At 52.9% G+C, this 17,969-nt stretch carries 20 protein-coding genes; 5 read left to right on the forward strand and 15 right to left on the reverse strand.

Annotated elements, in window-relative coordinates; all coding sequences use genetic code 11:
* The first annotated feature begins 82 nt into the window (after positions 1-82).
* From ABWQ15_RS05220 to ABWQ15_RS05230, 3 genes are read left to right on the forward strand one after another with little or no spacing between them, the layout of a single operon-like run.
* The gene (locus ABWQ15_RS05220) at positions 83-562 is read left to right on the forward strand and encodes a DUF2975 domain-containing protein (protein ID WP_353907745.1); all 480 of its coding nucleotides are present in this window, start codon (positions 83-85) and stop codon (positions 560-562) included.
* Between the two features lie 9 nt (positions 563-571).
* Positions 572-805 carry a helix-turn-helix domain-containing protein gene (locus tag ABWQ15_RS05225; RefSeq protein ID WP_353907746.1) on the forward strand — a complete coding sequence of 78 codons (234 nt, stop codon included), beginning with the start codon at positions 572-574 and terminating at the stop codon, positions 803-805.
* On the forward strand, positions 789-1,238 hold the full coding sequence (locus ABWQ15_RS05230; RefSeq protein WP_353907747.1) for a hypothetical protein: 450 nt from the start codon (positions 789-791) through the stop codon (positions 1,236-1,238). The genes ABWQ15_RS05225 and ABWQ15_RS05230 overlap by 17 nt, the downstream gene beginning before the upstream one ends.
* 302 nt (positions 1,239-1,540) lie before the next feature.
* On the opposite strand, the gene ABWQ15_RS05235 is transcribed toward ABWQ15_RS05230, so the two are convergent.
* From ABWQ15_RS05235 to ABWQ15_RS05290, 12 genes are all read right to left on the reverse strand, one after another.
* Positions 1,541-2,017, reverse strand: a complete 477-nt coding sequence (locus tag ABWQ15_RS05235) for a nucleotidyl transferase AbiEii/AbiGii toxin family protein (protein WP_353907748.1) — start codon at positions 2,015-2,017, stop codon at positions 1,541-1,543.
* Positions 1,954-2,175 (reverse strand): hypothetical protein, encoded by a 222-nt coding sequence (locus ABWQ15_RS05240; protein WP_353907749.1) that lies wholly within the window; start codon positions 2,173-2,175, stop codon positions 1,954-1,956. Before ABWQ15_RS05240 ends, ABWQ15_RS05235 begins: the two co-directional genes overlap by 64 nt.
* Positions 2,172-2,762, reverse strand: coding sequence for a type IV toxin-antitoxin system AbiEi family antitoxin domain-containing protein (locus tag ABWQ15_RS05245; RefSeq protein WP_353907750.1), 591 nt, complete (start codon positions 2,760-2,762; stop codon positions 2,172-2,174). Before ABWQ15_RS05245 ends, ABWQ15_RS05240 begins: the two co-directional genes overlap by 4 nt.
* 101 nt (positions 2,763-2,863) lie before the next feature.
* The gene (locus ABWQ15_RS05250) at positions 2,864-4,297 is read right to left on the reverse strand and encodes a DUF3991 domain-containing protein (protein ID WP_353907751.1); all 1,434 of its coding nucleotides are present in this window, start codon (positions 4,295-4,297) and stop codon (positions 2,864-2,866) included.
* A gap of 164 nt (positions 4,298-4,461) precedes the next feature.
* Entirely contained in the window at positions 4,462-7,464 is a 3,003-nt protein-coding gene (gene mobP3, locus ABWQ15_RS05255; RefSeq protein ID WP_353907752.1) for a MobP3 family relaxase, read from the reverse strand.
* Between the two features lie 2 nt (positions 7,465-7,466).
* Positions 7,467-7,880, reverse strand: coding sequence for a hypothetical protein (locus ABWQ15_RS05260; protein ID WP_353907753.1), 414 nt, complete (start codon positions 7,878-7,880; stop codon positions 7,467-7,469).
* A gap of 525 nt (positions 7,881-8,405) precedes the next feature.
* Positions 8,406-8,588, reverse strand: coding sequence for a hypothetical protein (locus ABWQ15_RS05265; protein WP_187034951.1), 183 nt, complete (start codon positions 8,586-8,588; stop codon positions 8,406-8,408).
* A gap of 103 nt (positions 8,589-8,691) precedes the next feature.
* Complete coding sequence (locus tag ABWQ15_RS05270; RefSeq protein WP_187034949.1) at positions 8,692-8,976, reverse strand: plasmid segregation centromere-binding protein ParR; 285 nt, start codon at positions 8,974-8,976, stop codon at positions 8,692-8,694.
* 4 nt (positions 8,977-8,980) lie between these two features.
* Positions 8,981-9,862 (reverse strand): ParM/StbA family protein, encoded by an 882-nt coding sequence (locus ABWQ15_RS05275; RefSeq protein ID WP_187034947.1) that lies wholly within the window; start codon positions 9,860-9,862, stop codon positions 8,981-8,983.
* 25 nt (positions 9,863-9,887) lie between these two features.
* Positions 9,888-10,232 (reverse strand): DUF6103 family protein, encoded by a 345-nt coding sequence (locus tag ABWQ15_RS05280; protein WP_187034945.1) that lies wholly within the window; start codon positions 10,230-10,232, stop codon positions 9,888-9,890.
* Between the two features lie 12 nt (positions 10,233-10,244).
* The gene (locus tag ABWQ15_RS05285) at positions 10,245-11,438 is read right to left on the reverse strand and encodes a hypothetical protein (protein WP_353907754.1); all 1,194 of its coding nucleotides are present in this window, start codon (positions 11,436-11,438) and stop codon (positions 10,245-10,247) included.
* 77 nt (positions 11,439-11,515) lie between these two features.
* Entirely contained in the window at positions 11,516-12,052 is a 537-nt protein-coding gene (locus ABWQ15_RS05290; RefSeq protein WP_187034941.1) for an SLOG family protein, read from the reverse strand.
* A 123-nt stretch (positions 12,053-12,175) separates the two neighbouring features.
* Between ABWQ15_RS05290 and ABWQ15_RS05295 the strand changes: the two genes are divergently transcribed.
* The gene (locus ABWQ15_RS05295; RefSeq protein WP_187034939.1) at positions 12,176-12,505 is read left to right on the forward strand and encodes a helix-turn-helix transcriptional regulator; all 330 of its coding nucleotides are present in this window, start codon (positions 12,176-12,178) and stop codon (positions 12,503-12,505) included.
* 35 nt (positions 12,506-12,540) lie between these two features.
* On the opposite strand, the gene ABWQ15_RS05300 is transcribed toward ABWQ15_RS05295, so the two are convergent.
* The 3 genes from ABWQ15_RS05300 to ABWQ15_RS05310 are packed head-to-tail and all read right to left on the reverse strand — an operon-like array spanning position 12,541 to position 15,992.
* Positions 12,541-13,044 (reverse strand): gamma-glutamylcyclotransferase family protein, encoded by a 504-nt coding sequence (locus ABWQ15_RS05300; RefSeq protein ID WP_187034937.1) that lies wholly within the window; start codon positions 13,042-13,044, stop codon positions 12,541-12,543.
* Between the two features lie 17 nt (positions 13,045-13,061).
* Positions 13,062-14,111 (reverse strand): amidoligase family protein, encoded by a 1,050-nt coding sequence (locus ABWQ15_RS05305; RefSeq protein ID WP_187034935.1) that lies wholly within the window; start codon positions 14,109-14,111, stop codon positions 13,062-13,064.
* A gap of 6 nt (positions 14,112-14,117) precedes the next feature.
* Complete coding sequence (locus ABWQ15_RS05310; protein WP_187034933.1) at positions 14,118-15,992, reverse strand: VirB4 family type IV secretion system protein; 1,875 nt, start codon at positions 15,990-15,992, stop codon at positions 14,118-14,120.
* A gap of 218 nt (positions 15,993-16,210) precedes the next feature.
* Between ABWQ15_RS05310 and ABWQ15_RS05315 the strand changes: the two genes are divergently transcribed.
* The gene (locus ABWQ15_RS05315) at positions 16,211-17,836 is read left to right on the forward strand and encodes a hypothetical protein (RefSeq protein WP_353907755.1); all 1,626 of its coding nucleotides are present in this window, start codon (positions 16,211-16,213) and stop codon (positions 17,834-17,836) included.
* Positions 17,837-17,969 lie beyond the last annotated feature (133 nt).

Consider the following 17,969-nt stretch of genomic DNA (forward strand, 5'->3'; position numbering starts at 1 on the left):
AAATAATGGTTGACATGCGAATAATGGATGACTATAATTGTGGATATCAGTACAAGGAAGCGTCGGAAAGAAGGTATTACCTGTGAATCAGTCCTCTTTGTCAAAATGGTTGAAATGCATTATTATCGTCGTCGGCTTATGCGGTTTGCTTGTTTACGCATGGGTAATCCCGTCCCTTGGGCAGTCACTGGTGGCAAGCTATCCCGAATTTGCGCATTGCTATCTGTCCTGGATGATTTTGATATGGGTTACGGGCATTCCCTGCTATATCGTGCTGGCTTTCGGATGGAGGATTGCCGGGAACATTGGGAGAAATCGCTCTTTTTCCGTAGAAAACGCTAAATTGCTGAAACGGATCGCGGTATTAACTGTGGCAGACACCGGTTTTTTCTTTGTCATGAACATCGTGTATTGGCTCCTTGATATGAACCATCCGGGAATCGTGCTGATGTCCCTGATCGTACTGGTCATCGGAATCGCCATTTCCGCTGTTTCGGCCGCTCTGTCCCATCTCGTAAGAAAAGCCGCGGACCTTCAGGAAGAAAGCGACCTGACGATATAAGGAGGGCACATGGAGGACGAGATCATTTTCAATATCGACGTCATGCTTGCCAAGCGAAAAATGAGCGTTACGGAGCTGGCGGACCGTGTCGGCATCACGATCACTAATATTTCCATTCTTAAAAACGGAAAAGCAAAGGCGTTGAAGATTTCAACTCTGGTAAAGTTGTGCGCCGCGCTTGACTGCCAGCCCGGAGACATTTTGGAATACAGGAGGAACGGGTGCGATGAAAAGACTGACTAAAATATTGGTTATGATACTGAGCGCAGGTATCCTTTTCTCGCTCTGCGGCTGCACAGACATTATCGATAAAGCATTCTCTCCGTCCGAGATCAAGGATGGGTTCAGCGATAAATGGCTCAAGACCCTAAACGATGAGTACAGCATCACCATTCCGAAATCCGCAGCCTACCTGAAGGGGTATTACGAGCCGGGGCAGGATTTCAGCGTTCATATGCTGTTTACTGTGGATGCCGCCGATTTTGACGGCATGATCGGTGACGGCTGGTCGGAGGACGCGAAGGACCATACCTTCGGCGACGAGTGGTATACGGATTTGACGGACTCGAAGCTCTCCCATTATTACGTCTATACCAAGCAATACACCGTGCTTTTTTACTCGGACGCGGACAAGGATAATAAAATCACCTGCGTTTTCGTAGGATGGAGACCTTAGAAAGCCTGTATGTCCATAAGAAAACCGCCGGAGAGTTTTTTCAGGCTCTTCGGCGGTTTCCTTATGTATAATTTCTGTTTCTTACTTTTCTGTCACAGCCATGGCGTTCTCATACAGTTCCTTTGCCGCGGCAACGGCATCCTCCTAGGCAATGTCGTCGGCATAGGAATACTTTTTCTGATAGCGTGTCCATAGCTCCTGCATTTCCTTGCTGCCGGACAGCGCCTCCGTCCCTTCCCGAATGCCGCCACGTAGTAGAAAATCGCTTCCTCTTTTCCTGACCGTTCGCTCAAACGCTTCTTTCAGGACAGGAAGACTGATATCGCTTCTTCGCGTGTGCCATAAAACGTACACGTCATAAAATCTCTCATGCGGGTGTTGGCGGTACTTCTGGAGAAGATGGTTTCCAGCTTTTCTGCAAGCACTGTTTCCAGATTGTATGCCTTGATTTGAATGCTCCGATCTTCGAACAGCAGCCTAAAGGAATAATCGACCGCGGCCGGTGTGATGGGGTCGCCGGTTGTAATGTCAACCTTGAGGGTCTGCCTTGTTTCGTCCAGGAGCATTTCCAGCATGACGCGAATGCCGGAATATTCCGCTTCGTCGTGGATTTCCTCCAGCTTTTTCAGCGTGAGGGTCACGTGATCCTCAACCGGGACGGCGAGAATATCCGTAAAAACGGAGCGGACGGATTCCTCAGTCAGTGGGTATCCCTTCAGCGTGGTGTCCATGTCCATGGTAGCACGGGTGTCCAGTCCCACCATGGCCGCGACCAGCATGCCGCGCCCTTCAGGATCAGGTTCTCCCGGTAAGGGGACAGAGAAATCCGTTCCAGCAGACGCTCCAGCATGAAGTTCCGGAGAATGATCTGCGCATTGATGCTTTTGTCTTTCGCCATGTTCCGGATTAGGGCGTTAAGCTGCCGGGATGTTTTCATAGCAATACCTCCAAATACTGCCGGAGCAGTTTGTTAACGCGGAGCGATTCCGCATACCGCATCAGCAGGGGAATGTTTTTATTCTTTCTTCGGACATACCGCTTCAGGGCTTCCGGGAAAAGCGCGCCGTCCATCTGATGCCGACTGCGCAGCATGTCGCACAGAGTGCGCTCCGCGTCGTAAGCCCGGATTGGTCTGCCAAAGGGTGACTGCGCCGTCGTGATTCCCATCCCGTATAAATCAGGCTTGATGGAAAACACGCTGAGCCCTTCCTCCGTCAGCCGCTTGGTGTTGTAGCCGGTCGGCACCGTTACGCTGTATGTCAGCGGATCACGGTCAGTCAGGTCGTGCAGGAACAGGGCAGTATCGTGAGAATAAATCAGCCGGTTTTTTCGGGCCTGCAGGGTGAACATCTTATCTTCCAGCACATCCGGCGTGATATACACGCCATGCCCGACACGTTCCAGCTTGCCATCTCTCAAAAATGCTGTCAGATAACTGCTGGGAACGCCGGCGTTAACAATATCCTTCGTGAGCAGGATGCCTCCGCTCTGTTCACAAAGGGATTGCAGGGTTTCCGCGTACATGCGGGATCACCTCCCCCCAATTTCGTTTCATGCTAATATTATACGCTATTTTAGCATGAAATCAATCAAGGAAAAAAATATAATTTAGGAGGGAGCGCGTCCTACATGCTCATCGTAAAATTTACGGCCTGCTCCTGCTCTGGAATCAACTCCGGTGATTCCAGCTCCACAAACATCCGGGCCTTGACGCAGTCCAGGGCGAAGTTCAGGTAAGACCGGCAGAGCTGCCGCATATCGTCCTCGCTGCGGATGCCGGGTGTGTCTACCTGCTTGCCGATGTCCGCGAAATCACGCCGGATGTTCTCCATTCTGGAACGCAGCCAGCCTCTGTCCTCATGGGGCTTGTATTCCGACTGGAGTTTACGCACCAGCTGCTCCGCGGTCACGGGCCGTTCCATCTGTCGGCACAGGTCTTTCAAAAGCAGCAGGGAGCCCGCCGCCATGCACTCCAAACTGTCCACGGCCATGCCCGTATTCTCAGACGTCACCTTCCCGGACGCGGTCAGCGGTTCCAGCTCCCGCGCGCAGTCAGCCAGAAAAGCGCGCAGATCCCTCTGCGTGGAAAGCGCTTCGCACAGGCTGGAAATTCCTTCGCATACCTTCGGTAAAAGTTCCAGTTTGGGATGCTCCGACGCCGGGATGGGGGTAACCCCATGCAGGGCCTTCACGTCCTCGTTCCAGTCCTTCCAGACAGATTGCAGGACTTCGGTATCCATATATCCTCGTTCAGCTAAAATGCCCCGGAGCCGACCAGTGGCTTCGATGCCCGCCTCATCGTGATCCAGGCAGAGAATAACTTTTTTCAGATTCGGGTGGAGCTCCAACTGCCGGAGCATGGCGTGTTCCGACACGCCGTCCAGCGTGACATAGCTGTGATTCATCCAATCTTTTGGGTGTAGAGTGATAAAGGACAGCATATCCACCGGTGCCTCAAAGACGTACAACCTGTCGCTTTTGCCGATCCAGTGAAAGCTGTACCGGGGATCGCTGCCCTCCGTGTTTCCCTTATATGGTTCTCCCTGGGTATAAGTGCCGCGCTTGTGGGCGTGACGGGCAATCCCGTTTTCATCCAGTCCCACGAAAACGGCATTGTGATACTGCTTATCCTCATAGATAAGCTTTGCATGGGCGAACCGGGACAGCACCTCGCGATCAATAAAACGCTGTTTGATGAGATAGGCGAATACACGCCGCATGTCTGGATTGGCATCCGGAAGAGCGAACTCTTTTTCCGGCGTCGGAGCGTTCTTGCCCGTCTGGTTCCATTCCACGCCGCTCTCGCCGCCCAGAAGCCACTGCACCGCTTCGGGAAAGCTCATGTCGTAAAACTCCTGCACGAAGTCGATAGCATGGCCACCCTCCTTGCGGCTGTGCCGGAACCATTCGTTCCCGCGGACGGTAACGCTGTCATAGCGCTTCCATCGCCACTCGTGTCCGGAGCGGACGAGCTTTTCGCCCTGACGCTCCAAAAAATCCACCAGATCCACGGAGTTGGCTCGCTGCTTCTGTTCGTCCGTGAAATACACATAGTCCATACCGGAATCCCTCCCTCGTCAGCGCTTGCGCTTTCCGCAGCGACGGAAAAAGGCCGCCCGTTGGCGAATAGGCGGCCTGCTGATATGCTTTTTTCATGATCAGGTTTTCTTTTTTCTGCCACGGTTTTTCAAACGGCCTGTGCATGATAATCCCCCTATCCTGTTTAGTAAGTGGTAAATTTCTGCTCATGATCGTCCGGAGCGTGACCCTGGGCGATCTTTTTCTGACGGATCTTCCGCCGCAGTTTGCTTTCCACCTGCATGCGCGGGCCTCCGGGAAGCCACTCCTGTTCCTCCCGGAAAATTCGGCTCAGATGGTGCAGGAGCCTTGTCGCCGCGAGGAAAAGCGACGGATCTCGGAAGGAGTCCGGATGATCGAGAAAAAACCGCGCGTAAATGTTGCCCTGCTCCGCAGATAGTGTCAGCCAGCGAATGGCGGCTTTCCGGTCGCGGGGAATGTCACGCCCCGCCAGATATAGCTTGCCGAGCGCATATTGAGCATATTGGTTGCCCTGTTCCGCGGAGGCGGTCAGCCGCCGGACGGCGGTGTCCACGTCTTTTGGAACGTCTTCGCCCAGCAGATAGAGTTTGCCAAGAGCGTATTGGGCGTACTGGTTGCCTTGTTCCGCAGAGGCAGTTAGCCACCGAATGGCCGCATCCACATTTTTTGAGATATCCTCACCCAGCAGATAGAGTCTGCCGAGCTGATACTGTGCGAATGAGTTGCCCTGCGCCGCCGATTTCTGAAACAGCTCCAGCGCTTTCGGAATATCCTTCGGGACATCTTCTCCGGAGAGGTATAGCTTTGCCAGTGTATACTGGGCGAACTGATTTCCGAGGTCTGCGGATTTCTCCAGCCATTTTACGGCGGTGTCCACATCCTTTGGGATATCTTCGTTCTGCAGATAGAGCCTGCCGAGGGCATAGGCCGCGTAGGAATTGTCCTGTTCCGCGGCGGATGTAAAAAAGGCAATAGCTTTCTGAATGTCCTTTTCCACATGGTTTCCGTCCCGGTAGAGCTTTCCAAGCGCATACTGTGCGAGGGCATTACCGCCATCCGCGGATTTCGTCAGCCACCGGACGGCCTGCTCCGCATTTTCATGGCCGCCGTCCGCGTCCAGATAGATTCTGCCGAGCATGTACTGTGCGTGGACATTACCAAGCCGAGCGGATTTCTCAAAGTAACCGAGGGCTGCCTCCACATCCTTTTCTGTCCCGGTTCCGGTGTAAAGCATCTGACCGAGGCGGTACTGGAGCTTATCGTCGCGGCTTTGTTTTTCCATCTGCTGAAATCCCTGGAAGGCGATTTTGAAATGCCGCGCGGCTTCCGCGATGTTGACGGCTGTGCCGACTCCGTCCCGGTACATTTTTGCCAGCTCGTAATCGGCGTAGGGCATGTGCTGCACTGCGGCGCGCAGGTACAGGCTGAATGCGGTTTCATAGCTCTGCTTCACACCCTGCCCGTGGAAGTACAGCCCGGCGAGGGAATACTGCGCGTATTTGTGGCGCTTAGCGACCGCTTCGCTAAACCATCCGGCAGCAGCCTCATAATCCTGTTCCGTGCCGAGTCCCGCCGCGTACATTTTGCCGATCCGGTATTCCACATACCGGTTTTCCTTTTGTGATTCGATGTCCTCAAAAGTTGAGAGGGCCTTGGCGTACCAGCTGAAAGCCGTGTCAGTGTCGATCTCCACACCTAGCCCGTCCGCATACATTCGGCCAAGGTCGTGCATGGCGAGGGCGTTACCATCTTCCGCTTCCTCCCGGAACAGCCGGAGGGCCTGCTCAAAGTCCGGCTCAGTCTCATCATTGCCGAAGAGGAACGTACGGGCCTCCTTATAACGGTCATTCCATGCGATATGGGGCCTGTCGGACGCAGCCCTATCGGAATCCGAAGACGGGGCATCGTCCGAAACGCCGTAATCCGGGGAACCATCCTGATCCATGACTGTTTCAGGCAGCTCCGATAGAGGCAGTTCGGGTTCCGTTTCCTCTGTGGCGTTTTCTTCTTCAGAAGACGGCCCGGCATTCTCATCTCCCTCAAACGTAACATGGTGACTGCCGAGGCTGACCGCTTCTGCAATCACCATGTTTTTAATCTGCTTGAATTCCTTCTGCTGGGAAAGTGGCAAGGGTTCGGGCAGTTTATCCTTATAGGTGCGCAGAACCTCGTTGCGGAGCTCCTGCCATTTGGCATAGGCCGCCGCCACCCGTTCGTCCTTCGTCAGCTCGTCCACAATCTGATTGACCAACTCCTTGAGCGGAGCCTTCATGTAGCCGTACTGTTTTTTCCCGGCCGTGTACTTCAGCCGCTCCGCCAGCCGGGACATCAGATCCTCAATGACCGGGTTTGCGCAGGTACCGGTCCGCATCCGCTCCAGCAGCTCCTGCAGGGTATCCCGGCTCTCCGCGGTCAGGGAATCACGCAACACAGTCTGTTCGGAATAAATTTGGAGCAGATCCTGCTGAAAGATTTCCCGCGCGAGGCTGCTCCGCATTGTTTCGATGGCCGGTTTGGTGACGTAGCCCTCACGGGGATCGGCGGAATAGACGATCATGTGGCAGTGCGGATGATGACCCTCGTTGTGAAAAGCGGCGTACCAGCGGAGATTTTCCGGTGCGATCTTCATCTGCTCCGCAAACATGTTCCGCTGCTTGCGCAGGAGCGCCATCCAAGCGGCGGCGTTGTCGTAACCGAGCCGGGCGGCGTCCTCCCGCCGCAGGGAAATGATCGGCGTCCAGATGTTGCCCGTGTACCGGGCCGCTTCCTCCGCCACCCGCGACAGCACCAGCGGCGTATTCTCATCGGAGAACAGGCCGTGGGCGCCAAGCTTCTCGGCGCGGGGGCGGGTGGCGATATAGTTGACGTAGACCTCCTGATGCGACAGCTGATCGAAATTCTGATCCAGCGCCGCGGAAATCAGCTCCGAGGCGTTCTCCACGGTCGGGCTGTTTTGATAGTCCTCGTACTCAAACAGCCGGTCGGAGTCGGAAAACCGTGCGAGGATATCCGCGATGAGCTGCTTCTGTTTAATTGTGGCCGGGAGGCTCCGCCTATTCTGCGGAATTTTTTCGACGCCCTCCCGTGTCGCAACATAGGTCACCAGATTTTCCGCGTGCGCCGCCGCGTTTTTCAGATACCGGCACTTGAAGATAATCCGGGGCATAATCATTCACCCTTCTGGAATCTCGCCACATCCTCGAAGGTCACGGCGCCGACTGATTTCTTCACATCGCTGACGCACTTGCCCCGCAGACGGCGAAGGGTGGCTTCGTCCACATCGGCGGTGGAGGCGAGGACGTTCATCATCATACTCATTTCTACCGCCAGCTTGAAGATCAGGCGGGCCATGCGATTCTCCATGCCGTCCACCATGCCGGTCATGGCCGAGGTGATAGCGGCTGGAAGATAGCGCACGCCCTCCTCCGCGGAGATATAACCACAGTAAAATTTGATTGCTTTTTCAATAAATTCGCTCTGGCTCTGGCAATTGTCCCGTTCATACCAATCCGAAACCAGCTTCCTGGTTTCCGGATACATCCAAAGCGGAAACTTCTTTTTGTTCATTGTTTCTTCCGGCATGCAAAAACCTCCATTCACGCGAAAAGGGGCCGCAACACCGGTCACAACCCCTAAGAAATTCTTGATTTAGCTTGTGTTTTCGACATTCCGCTTTTCTCACGACCCCGGAAGCGACTCCACGGGCCGGATTCTGACCCCGGTGAGAAACGTCCCCGACCCGCGTTGCGGGGCGGTGTAAGCCGAAGCGGGGGCGTTTTACGACCCCGCTTCTTTAACCCGCATCGTTTTCGACCCCATGGTTCACCTCGGGCTCCGGAGTCTTGCCGGTCGGCTGTCTGCCAAATTTCCGTGCAAGGCTCCGACACGGGGCGCAACCGTTTTTGATGGTGTAAACGTGCCATCCCGTGGGGAAAACGCGGCACAGGGGCACACGGGCGGTGACGCGGGCTTTCATATCTGCTGTGTCATTTGGCCCGTCAGATTCTCCGATTCAGCTTGGATGCTGCCGCAGTACGCATTCAGCGGGATGCCATGGCGCCTGCAGCGCGAACGGCAGAGAGAAAAAAAGCGAGACCGCCGTATCTCTCAGACAGCGGCGCTTTCATCCCGGCGGCCGGGAGCTTTTCGCAGCTCCGCCGTAACATTCCGCTCATAGAGTTCCTGCAGGTGTTCCTCCAGTCCGGCGCGAAGCTCAGCTTCGCTCATGTGTTCCCGAAGGGCGCTCAACTTTTCGCTGTCATACCGGATCTGAACAGTTGACATTTTCATAGATGATTGCTTCCTTTCCATATCGATTTCTCAGAAGTGAGCCAGGTTGGTGCAACTTTCCATGCGACTTCCGGAAGGCACGAAATAGTTGAGCCAACTTGGTTTATATTTCGTCCAGCGCGTGGATGAGGCTGTCTGGGAGATCGGCCAACTGCGTTTTATCGGCCGCATCCGCCAGTAGAGGGGATGACCGACATTGGAGGATTTTTAGTTCCTCACTGACTGCCTGCCGGATAATCCGCTCTATGTGATCTGCCTGCTTCGCCGCCAGTAGGCCGGAAACCACACACTCGGTGCGCTGGCGGCTGCCCTGATCGGCAAGAAGGGCTTCGGCTTCCCGATGCCTGGGATCATCCATGTCAAACGAAAGATAGTACCGCTTTCTCATAGGCTCACCCCATCAGGAGGCGGTACCCGTCCGCGTTGGCAAATCGGTTCAGGACCGCCACTGTATTGATGCCCTCGCCGCGCAATCGGGATTCCAGCAGCTCCGCGCCGCCACCCGCGAACACGGTGGGGAGCTTCAGGTCGAGCCCTCTTTCACGAAGAGCGTTGAACAGCTCCTTGCAGTAGACTGCGACAGACTGTTTCACTACTGTATCGATCCGCCCGCGGTCGGCGTGCTGAATCTGCCCGCGGATGGCGTCGGTGATGAGCTCGTCTGAGAGCAGAATGTCGTTTTTCTGGAGCGCGTCCTGAATCCGGCTGTAAAGCGTGATGGTTCCCATGCGCAGACTGGCGCAGCTGGATCTGTCTAATCTGAAATTGTGAACAGTGAGAACGTCCACGGTGTACCCGCCGATATCCACCAGCGTGATACTCCGGTATTCCTTCAGCTGTTGATAGTACCGGCAAAGCGCCGCGTGCCCCTGGGCGAACACTTTACAGTCCGCGATACGGCAGCGGTAAGTTGTACCCTCGAACATAAACGAGAGATTGTCATGCAGAAAATACCGGCGGAATGCGTCCTTCTGCGTTCCATAGCTGTCGATGGGAAGCCCCACACCGAGGATGATTTCCGCATTGACGGCTCCTGTCCTTTTCATCGCTTCCGCGATGGCCGGGAGCGTCAGGATGAAGGTATCCGGCTCTTTGGTTTTATCCTGCTGAAAGCGCAGGCGGCGTTCTCCGACAGCATAATATTTTCCCTCGTAGAAAAGCTGCATCTCCGGCGTGATGAATTCCTTGTCGCTCACCGCATAGCCGGAGGCATAGAGCATCCCCTCTGAGGATTTAGTGTTGTAGTTTCCGTTGTCCACACCGAGCTTGATCATAGCTCGCACCTCCTTCTTCTGTGGATCACATGTTCAAGGTCATGCCCTGACCCTCCTGCTCGTCAGGGCCCTCAGGCTCGGGCGGAGCTTCCGGCACCGACGCCGCCTCGGATGCCGCCTGCCGGGAACGGCGGGGCTGGCGCGCGGGGCGCTCTCTGGCTGGCGCCGGGGATTCCTGCCGCTGTGCGGACACCGGCTCCATGCGGCTCTCCACATACTCCCGTACCTGCGCGGGAACCAGCTTTTCATAGGTTTTGTCCAGATAATCCTGCAGTTCATGCTCAATGCTCTGCTGCTTTTTATCCATAAAAAAGCGGAGAGCGTCCAGCTTCTCCGTGGGGAAGGACAGATTCAGTTCCGTTATGCTCATTTGTTTTTCCTCCTATTTCGTAATGTAGCTGATGTACGGGATCTGCAGCCACGCGCTCCAGCCGCGGCCCGCCAGCTTTGTTTTTACCACGCCGTATTTCGTGCCCATCGCCTCGACCACCTCGCCGTTTCCGATGTAGACGCCGATGTGCCCCGACTTCCAGACGGCGAGGCCGGGCGTGTCGGGCATGGTGTCCATGGAGCCTTTGACGATGGCGGCGCTGTGCATGCCGTCCGCGCCCACGTCCTTCATGCCGTTGGTCCCGTATTCAATGGCTTTCGTGCCGGGATCAAACCAGCCGTAGCCTTTGATGAGCCCGACACAGTCTGTTGTCCTGCCGCCCAGCCAGTTTTCACGAATGAAATCCGCGTAGCTGCCCACGCCGTCCGGGTACTGCTTCAGCTTGGACGCGAACAGCGAATCCGTCAGGACATCGCCGTAGGTGCCCCACACATATCCCCAGCCGGAGTCATAGGCGTTCTTCGCGTAGATAACCAGGTCCAGGTTGTTTTTGGTTTCTGGGTGGAGCAGGGTAAGCCCGTCCAGCGCGATTCCGTTTCCGCCGCCTCGATCGATTCCGCCGGAATACGATCCTGATCCGCCACAGGCAACCTTTTCATAGATCTTCTGCGCGTTGGTCCTGTCGTCGCTGCCAGCCGGGATTCCCGACGTCGAGAGGTTCGCGTAGGCCGTGTCCAGACCGACCGGAACGGCGACCGTTTCGGTTTCCGTTTTTTCCTCGCCGGTCGCCTCATCCTTCACAGTTTTGGTCCTTTCCTCATATCTGACGAAGCAGTCCACAAAGGATCTGGCCTCCGCGCCGGACAGGGACAAGTGGTCGGCGCCGAAATTCAGAGCGTAAAAAATGGATTTGATCCGGACGCTGTCGAGCGTGCCGCCGTCCATCTCCGCCTCCGCGCCGGAGATCGCCTGATCCAGCGCAGAAAAACAGTTCCTCATATCCTCGATGTGAGCGGTATACTCGGCGGGCGCGGAGGACGAGAAAGCGCCGCCGTTGAAACACAGGTCAACGGCGGCGTTGTTATGCTGGGAGGTGCCGGAGAGAAGGCTGAGAATCAGGACGATTGCCAGAATGACGGGCGTCAGAATGGCGGCGATCAGGATTCCGGCCGCCTTCCACGTTCGTTTGTCGGTGGCGGCGGCGATGGCGGCCTTGACCGCCAAGGCAATTGCGGGAGCTGCCAAGTGATTTTCCCCCTTTCAGCACGAAACAGGATGTTTTCCGAACAACCGGAAGCACCCTGTTTCTGCGGTATGTTTTTTTATAATTCAGTTGGGTTGATGATCTGTACGATCCGGTTTTGGCTCCGGGCGTATCGGACCGTATAGCCCGTCCCGCCGTTGGAGCCGTCCCAAACAGCCAGCACATACCGGCTGCGGTCGACCATGTAACGGTTGCGTTTTATCATGCAGTCGCGCGTATAGCTGGTCTGCAGCATAGTTTCCTTTGAACACCTTTCCACGATGGAAAAATAGCGTTCCCGCTGGTTTACCGACCACTTGGCCGCCTGTGTTTCGCAAGGAAGCGCGCACTCCAGCGTGATATCCGGATACTGCTCCTGCAGACACAAGATAACCTCGGCTGTCCATTGGTCCACACCGAGAGCCATCCCGCTGATGAAATGGGTCACATGCTGCTCCGTAATCAGACGGATTATTTCCTGCTTCAGCCGTTCTTTGATTTGCAGGCACAGCCTGTTGCCCTCGTCGAAGCCGAAGGGCAGCTTCTGCGGCCGTAGCCCCGTAAAGCAACAGGTGCGGTAAAGATCCAGCTCGCTATTCCCTGATCGATTTCCCATACTTTTTACTCCTTCTGTATAAATTCTTGTATAGTTAGCTATAAGAGATATTATAAATCTCTATTAGCTAATTTTCAACCGTAAATAGACTCTGTAAGCTAATATATAAAGGAGCTGATAGTTATGAAAACCGAATTGGAAAAGGGTGAGCTTGGATCGGCTATCCGCGCCGCGCGTCTGGAAAAACACCTTTCGCAGGAGGAATTGGCAGAGCTGGTCGGGATTACGCCGACGCATGTCAAGCATATTGAAAGCGAACACCGCAAGCCGTCGATAGAGCTTCTGTACCGGCTGGTGCGGACATTGAACCTGTCGCTGGACACGTTGTTCTTTCCGGAACGGGCGGATGGGCTGGAGACCTACCGCAAAACCGAACGGCTGATGCGGCAATGCAATGAGAAACAGCTTCAGATTCTTTACGCGACCATTGAGGCGATGTTAAGAGACAGCTGAGAAACGAGCTGTACCGGATGGTATGGCTCGTTTCTTTACCACCATTTCGGTCCGAACAGCGTACCTTGCTCCGGTTCCGTTTCCTGCTGCTCCTGTGCCAGCCGGACGGATTTCTCCACGGCTTGTTCCAGAAAATCCGTATTGAAGCCAGAGGTGCGGTAGCCCTCTAGAATAGTGTTCAGGTAATAATCGGAGGGAGTCCCGAAGTGATGCCCGTCGTTCATGATGTAAACCATCGCGGAGGCTGTTCTTCCGTTCAGCTCCACCGGCAGAAGCTCCTTGCGATAAAAACTCGGATAGCCTTCATAATGGTCAAGGGCCTGCAGATCCTGATCCTTCAACTTCCACAGAAGAACAGGGACACTGGAGCCCTGGAACGGCTCCACCGTAGCAACCGCGCTGCTCCGGCTGCCGCGGAACAGTAGCTCGTAGTCCTTGATTTCGCTGACGCCGACCACTTTGGCGGTGGGGCAGCGGAACGCCATCTGCGGCAGGTTGAGATTGCTGCCGTAGGCGATGTACAGGGTTTCGGATTTCATCGAAATGGTTCCTCCTTCTACATGGACAGAGAAAAGCCGGGGCTTTCTTCCTCCCCGGCCTGTTCCTGTCCGTTTTCAGTTGTAGGTTCCGGCTGTCCCGATACCGTCTGCGCGGCCTCGGCCAGCTCTTTTTCTTTTTTCTGCCTTAACCGTTCCTTCTGCCGCAGGGCCTGCTCCGGATCTTTCCACGCGATGCACCCGTCCAGATGCTCCAGCAGGTGAAGCCTGGCGGTCTTGAATTCGTCCCCGATCAGCCCCAGCCGCAGAAGCCAGGTGCGGAAGGTGTATTTTTCATTGGTACTGTGGGTTTTCTGCCGACTGGCGCACTTCTGGTTCAGGGCCTGTGTGGAGATGGCGAGGCAGAGCTGAATGTACGCCTTGATTTTTCCGGCGTGGGTGGTGGAATTGAAGAGGCGAAACTCAATCGTACCCTTCTGGAACACGGAATGCAGGTTCAGGCAGTGGTAGCGGCTGTTGTCATAATGCTGGCTGCTGCGGGATTCACCGCCGTACCAGATGCGGCTGACCTCGTCCAGCGTTTTAGGTTTCTTCCGGTTGATTTCATCGAGGAAGCTCTGATCTACCTTTTTGCAATACTGCCGCTCCCGCGCCACCTCCACCTGCAGGGCCTTGTAAATCAGATCCTCCTTGGAAGCCATGATGTTGGTAATGTTCCGGAGCGTCTTCGCGTCGTGAGGCGACGCGTCCACATGAACGTGGATGCCGGTGGAGCTGTTGACCAACATCCCGGCCCCACGCAACTTCCGCACGAGCTCCTGTATCGTTTCGATATCCCCGTAGCGACAGATGGGGCTGACCATCTCCACGCTGTAGTCGCTGTCGGCGGAAACGATCTGCCGTCCGCTTTTTTTCTGCGTGTCGATGCTGCCGTCGCTCATGAATTTCCATTGACGCCCCTCGCTGTCCAGCGTGGAATAAATCCCGTAATAGGTACCGTCAAAATGGACGGACGAGCCGAAATGCTCAGCGGCCACCTGTGCGGCCTGCTGCCGGGTGAGGCCGGTCATCTCCACCTCAATACCGAAGCGCTGATCCTTCATGTCCATGCTTTATCACCGTCCGCCCGCCTTTCCGAACAGCGCCGCCTTATACTCCGGCGCCTGAACCATGAGGTTGTACCGTTCGTTGCCGCACTTGTAGAGGCACACGCCGCGTTGGGGGTAGCGGATCAGCTCGTATTCGGATTTCTCCAGCTGGAGCGTATCCATGTAGAACCGCGCGTCGATGGAACCGGCGTTAAACAGGAACTGATGAGTAGGAATCGAGAACAAAGGCTTCGTCAATTCGCGGACGTGCTCCACGTTGAAATCCTCCAGATTCTGCGACGCGAGGATGACTGCGCTTTCTTTTTTGCGGACGCGTTTCATGCAGTTCCGGATATATTCGATGGCGGTCAGGTTGGTGAGAAACAGGTACAGCTCGTCGATGCTGGCCGCTGTATTGCCGATGGTCAGAAGCTCGTTGCTCATGTAGGACAAAACGTTGAATAGCAGGGCGTTGCGCAGATTTTTGCTGGCGTTGAGCACACCCTTCACACCGAAGGTCACAAATTCGCTGCTGGTGATATTCGTGTGGCCGTTAAAAAATTTGGACTCCGCTCCTTTGCACATGGAGTGGAGCCCGAGGCAGATTTCCCGCAGGGAGTCCGCTGTATAAAGCTGGCGTCGGCTCTCGTCGAAATCCTTATATTCCGCTTCGATGAGATCGTACAGATCGGACAGGATGGGATAATCCTCCGGCTTGAGGCGGTCGAAATTGCTGTGGTCGGTGATACCCCATTTGTCGTAGAGCTTGCCCAGCATGATTTCGATGGTGTCGATTTCCCTGTCAGTGAAATCCTTGTAAGCGCGAAAAAAGTCCTTGAGAAAGCTGATATGCTGGCTGAGTTTGCTGCTTTTGCGAAAGGCTTCCGGCACAAACCCGCCGTCGTCGGCGCTCTGATCCGGCGACGTTTTCGCGTGCGGATTGAGCACTGGCTCCGTCTGCTCGTCCCAGCTTTTCGGCTCCAGCACATTAATGATGAATTCGCCGCTCATCAGGTCGATGAAGCAGCCGCCGAGGTTCAGGGTCAGATCCTCATATTCCATCTCGGGATCTAAGGCCAGAATGTGCATGCCGGATTCCCGCAGGCTGCACAGGATCAGCTTCAGCAGATAGCTTTTGCCTTGGCCGGAGTTGCCGAGAATGAGAATATTGGCGTTGGTCTTGTCGTCGGAGCGGCGGTTGAAATCGACGAGGATATTGCTGCCAAATTTGTCCCGGCCTAAGCAGAAGCCCTTCGGGTCGGTCTTGCCGGAATAGTTGAACGGGTACAGGTTGGCGGCGGAGCTGGCGGGCAGAACCCGTTCGAACTGATCCCCGAACACATTCCATCCGGAGGGCATCACAGACAGGAAGCCCTGTTGCTGCCGCAGTAAAAGACGGTCCACATTGAGCTTGGAGCGCACCAACTCGGTCAGAACCTCCGTCTGCAGGAGCTTGAGCTGGTCGAGGTCGTGGGCGGACAGCTCGATGTACACCGCCGTGTGAACCAGCGGCTCCTTGCTCCGGTGCATTTGCGCCACGATGGTAGCGACGTCCTGCAGGTTGCTTTCGGCCGTGACGGTTTGCTGGAGGTCCTGAGTGCTACTGCGCTGCATCCTGTTCTTGTTGGCCGCGTTGCTGATGATTTTCTTTTCTTCAATCGGGGTTACATGACGGGTATAGATGTGCAACGTCACGCCGTCTTTTTCCCCAAGATAACGCAGGATCGCCTGTTCTTCCGTGGAGGTTGGGTATTCCCGCAGGGCCCACACACAGCGGAAAGTATTGCCGCAGATGAAGTAATCGGTGCTAAATTTGATGATGGAGGGCGATATCATATCGAGGAATTCCTGAATACGGGCATCCTCCTGCGCAGGCGCGTTGGTTTTCGGCTGTTTTGCCATAGGGCATTCTTCCTTTCTGAGTTGATTCTGAATATAAGAAAAGCCGCCACATTCCTGTGACGGCGCTGAACACTCTTGAAACAAAATATGGTATAATAGTCTCAATGCAAAAGTTCGTGTTATTTTATATGATCGGCAATTTTAATCGTGGAAATAATCGAAACATGATATAGCTCAATTGATGATTATTTGCGTATTTGGAGAAAAGGAGATAGCCAATGGATTACATATTTATGACAAGGCCATTCTGGTTTGAGCTTAATGTACCAAATTCAATAGTTAGAGCGAAATATAAAGAATACTTTGGAGGAAATGACTACTCCATCGAGAATAGAGCAGAAGCTATTGCTTTACTATCTACAATCACAGGAAGTATTCAGGATAAGATGATGATTCGGATGAAGTGCGAAAATATTAATCTGACAATAAAGGACTTATACAAAATATTAGACGAGTGTTTTCATTTCTATATTCGGCAAAAAAACGCACGACACGAAATGTCTGGACTAAATGTCAGCACTGCATCAATAGGAGATACTTTTGAGCAAAACCGTAATATGTCTCGCAATGTTATTGATGCGGTTAATTTATGGTTAGAAAACTGTGCTCTTTATCAGACTGATTTGACTAAAGAATATGATACAAAGTCGTTTGATGTTGATTTTGAGTTGTTTTTGGATATGTATATCTATGGTCTTGCATCCCAAGCTTTATCCTTACTCTCAATGAGCCAAAAATTTGGCGATAAGGAAATGTTTTATGGAATATCTATTACTCCAAATAGGGATGTTCCTGCGGAGGTAATAAAATATCACCCCATAATTTATTTCAATACTTTGTTGACGGGAAATCAAAATGTTTTCGACACAAATGGCGAACTAAAAAATGCTGATCAATCAGTATTTGGCAAAGGATTTTTCGAAGAGTATAATATTAAGTTTATTAACTCATTAAAAGTAATGAGTTCTTTTCAAAAATATATGTTATCAGATGGAAAAATAGCTATGACAATTATTGATAAAGACCAGTTCATAGGCGAAGTGGGACAGTATTCTAATAACTTGGTTGACGGAAATGCATTTTTTAATACATTTGTTTTAACAAAGGAGAACGTTAAAGATCAAGTGAGAAAGAATGACCCTATTATTTGGGTGATGAATTCAAATAAGTATAGACACGAGTTAAGACCATTTATTTGTTTAGATAATGACCGGGTTAATATTTCGTATTGTGCTATTGAGCAGGCCAAGCAACTTTGGGTATCAATTTTTAATAATGGTGGAATGAGTTACTCGAATTGCAAAGACAAATTAACTGCAACTATTGAAAAGCGTAATGAAGAACTGTCAGTAAAGTTAGTTGATATTCTCAGAGAAAAGCTGAGAAATCATTACACAGCTTACTTTGATGAGATTGATGTTCAATATGACAGAATTTTCGGAAGCAAGCCCATCAATTACGGTGATTTTGATTTAATTTTTTATACAAAGGAAACAAATGAGTTATTCCTGATTGAAGCCAAATTTTTCTCTGATTCATTAAATAATAGCGGGATTATATCTGACTATGAAAAGCTCTATAAAACTGATGGATATTATGACCACTGTAGAAGAAGATATGACTTAGTGCTTAGTGAACCACAAAAGATGGAAACTTTTATTGGGGCTCAAAAATCAGTAAAAGCGCATTTTCTTTTTGTTTCTTCAAAGCCTTTAGATATAGAGTTTCAAGATGATGATGGAGTGGTTAGTTTTCCTTGCTTATCAATATTTGATAAATATTTAGAAGGAAAATTAATTGTGGATGAAAATGATAGCATTATGCGCCCAACTCATGTAATTTAGTATAAGCCCAACTGATCATTATGGAGCAAAATGAGAAGCTGAGAGCTTATGCTCTTGACTTCCCAATTTTTTTGCCGTCTCTCACAAGGCCCTTGACTTTTCTTTTGATCAGAGTTGATATAGACACCAACGG

The organism is Oscillibacter sp. (genome assembly GCF_040505565.1).
GTDB lineage: Bacteria > Bacillota > Clostridia > Oscillospirales > Oscillospiraceae > Oscillibacter.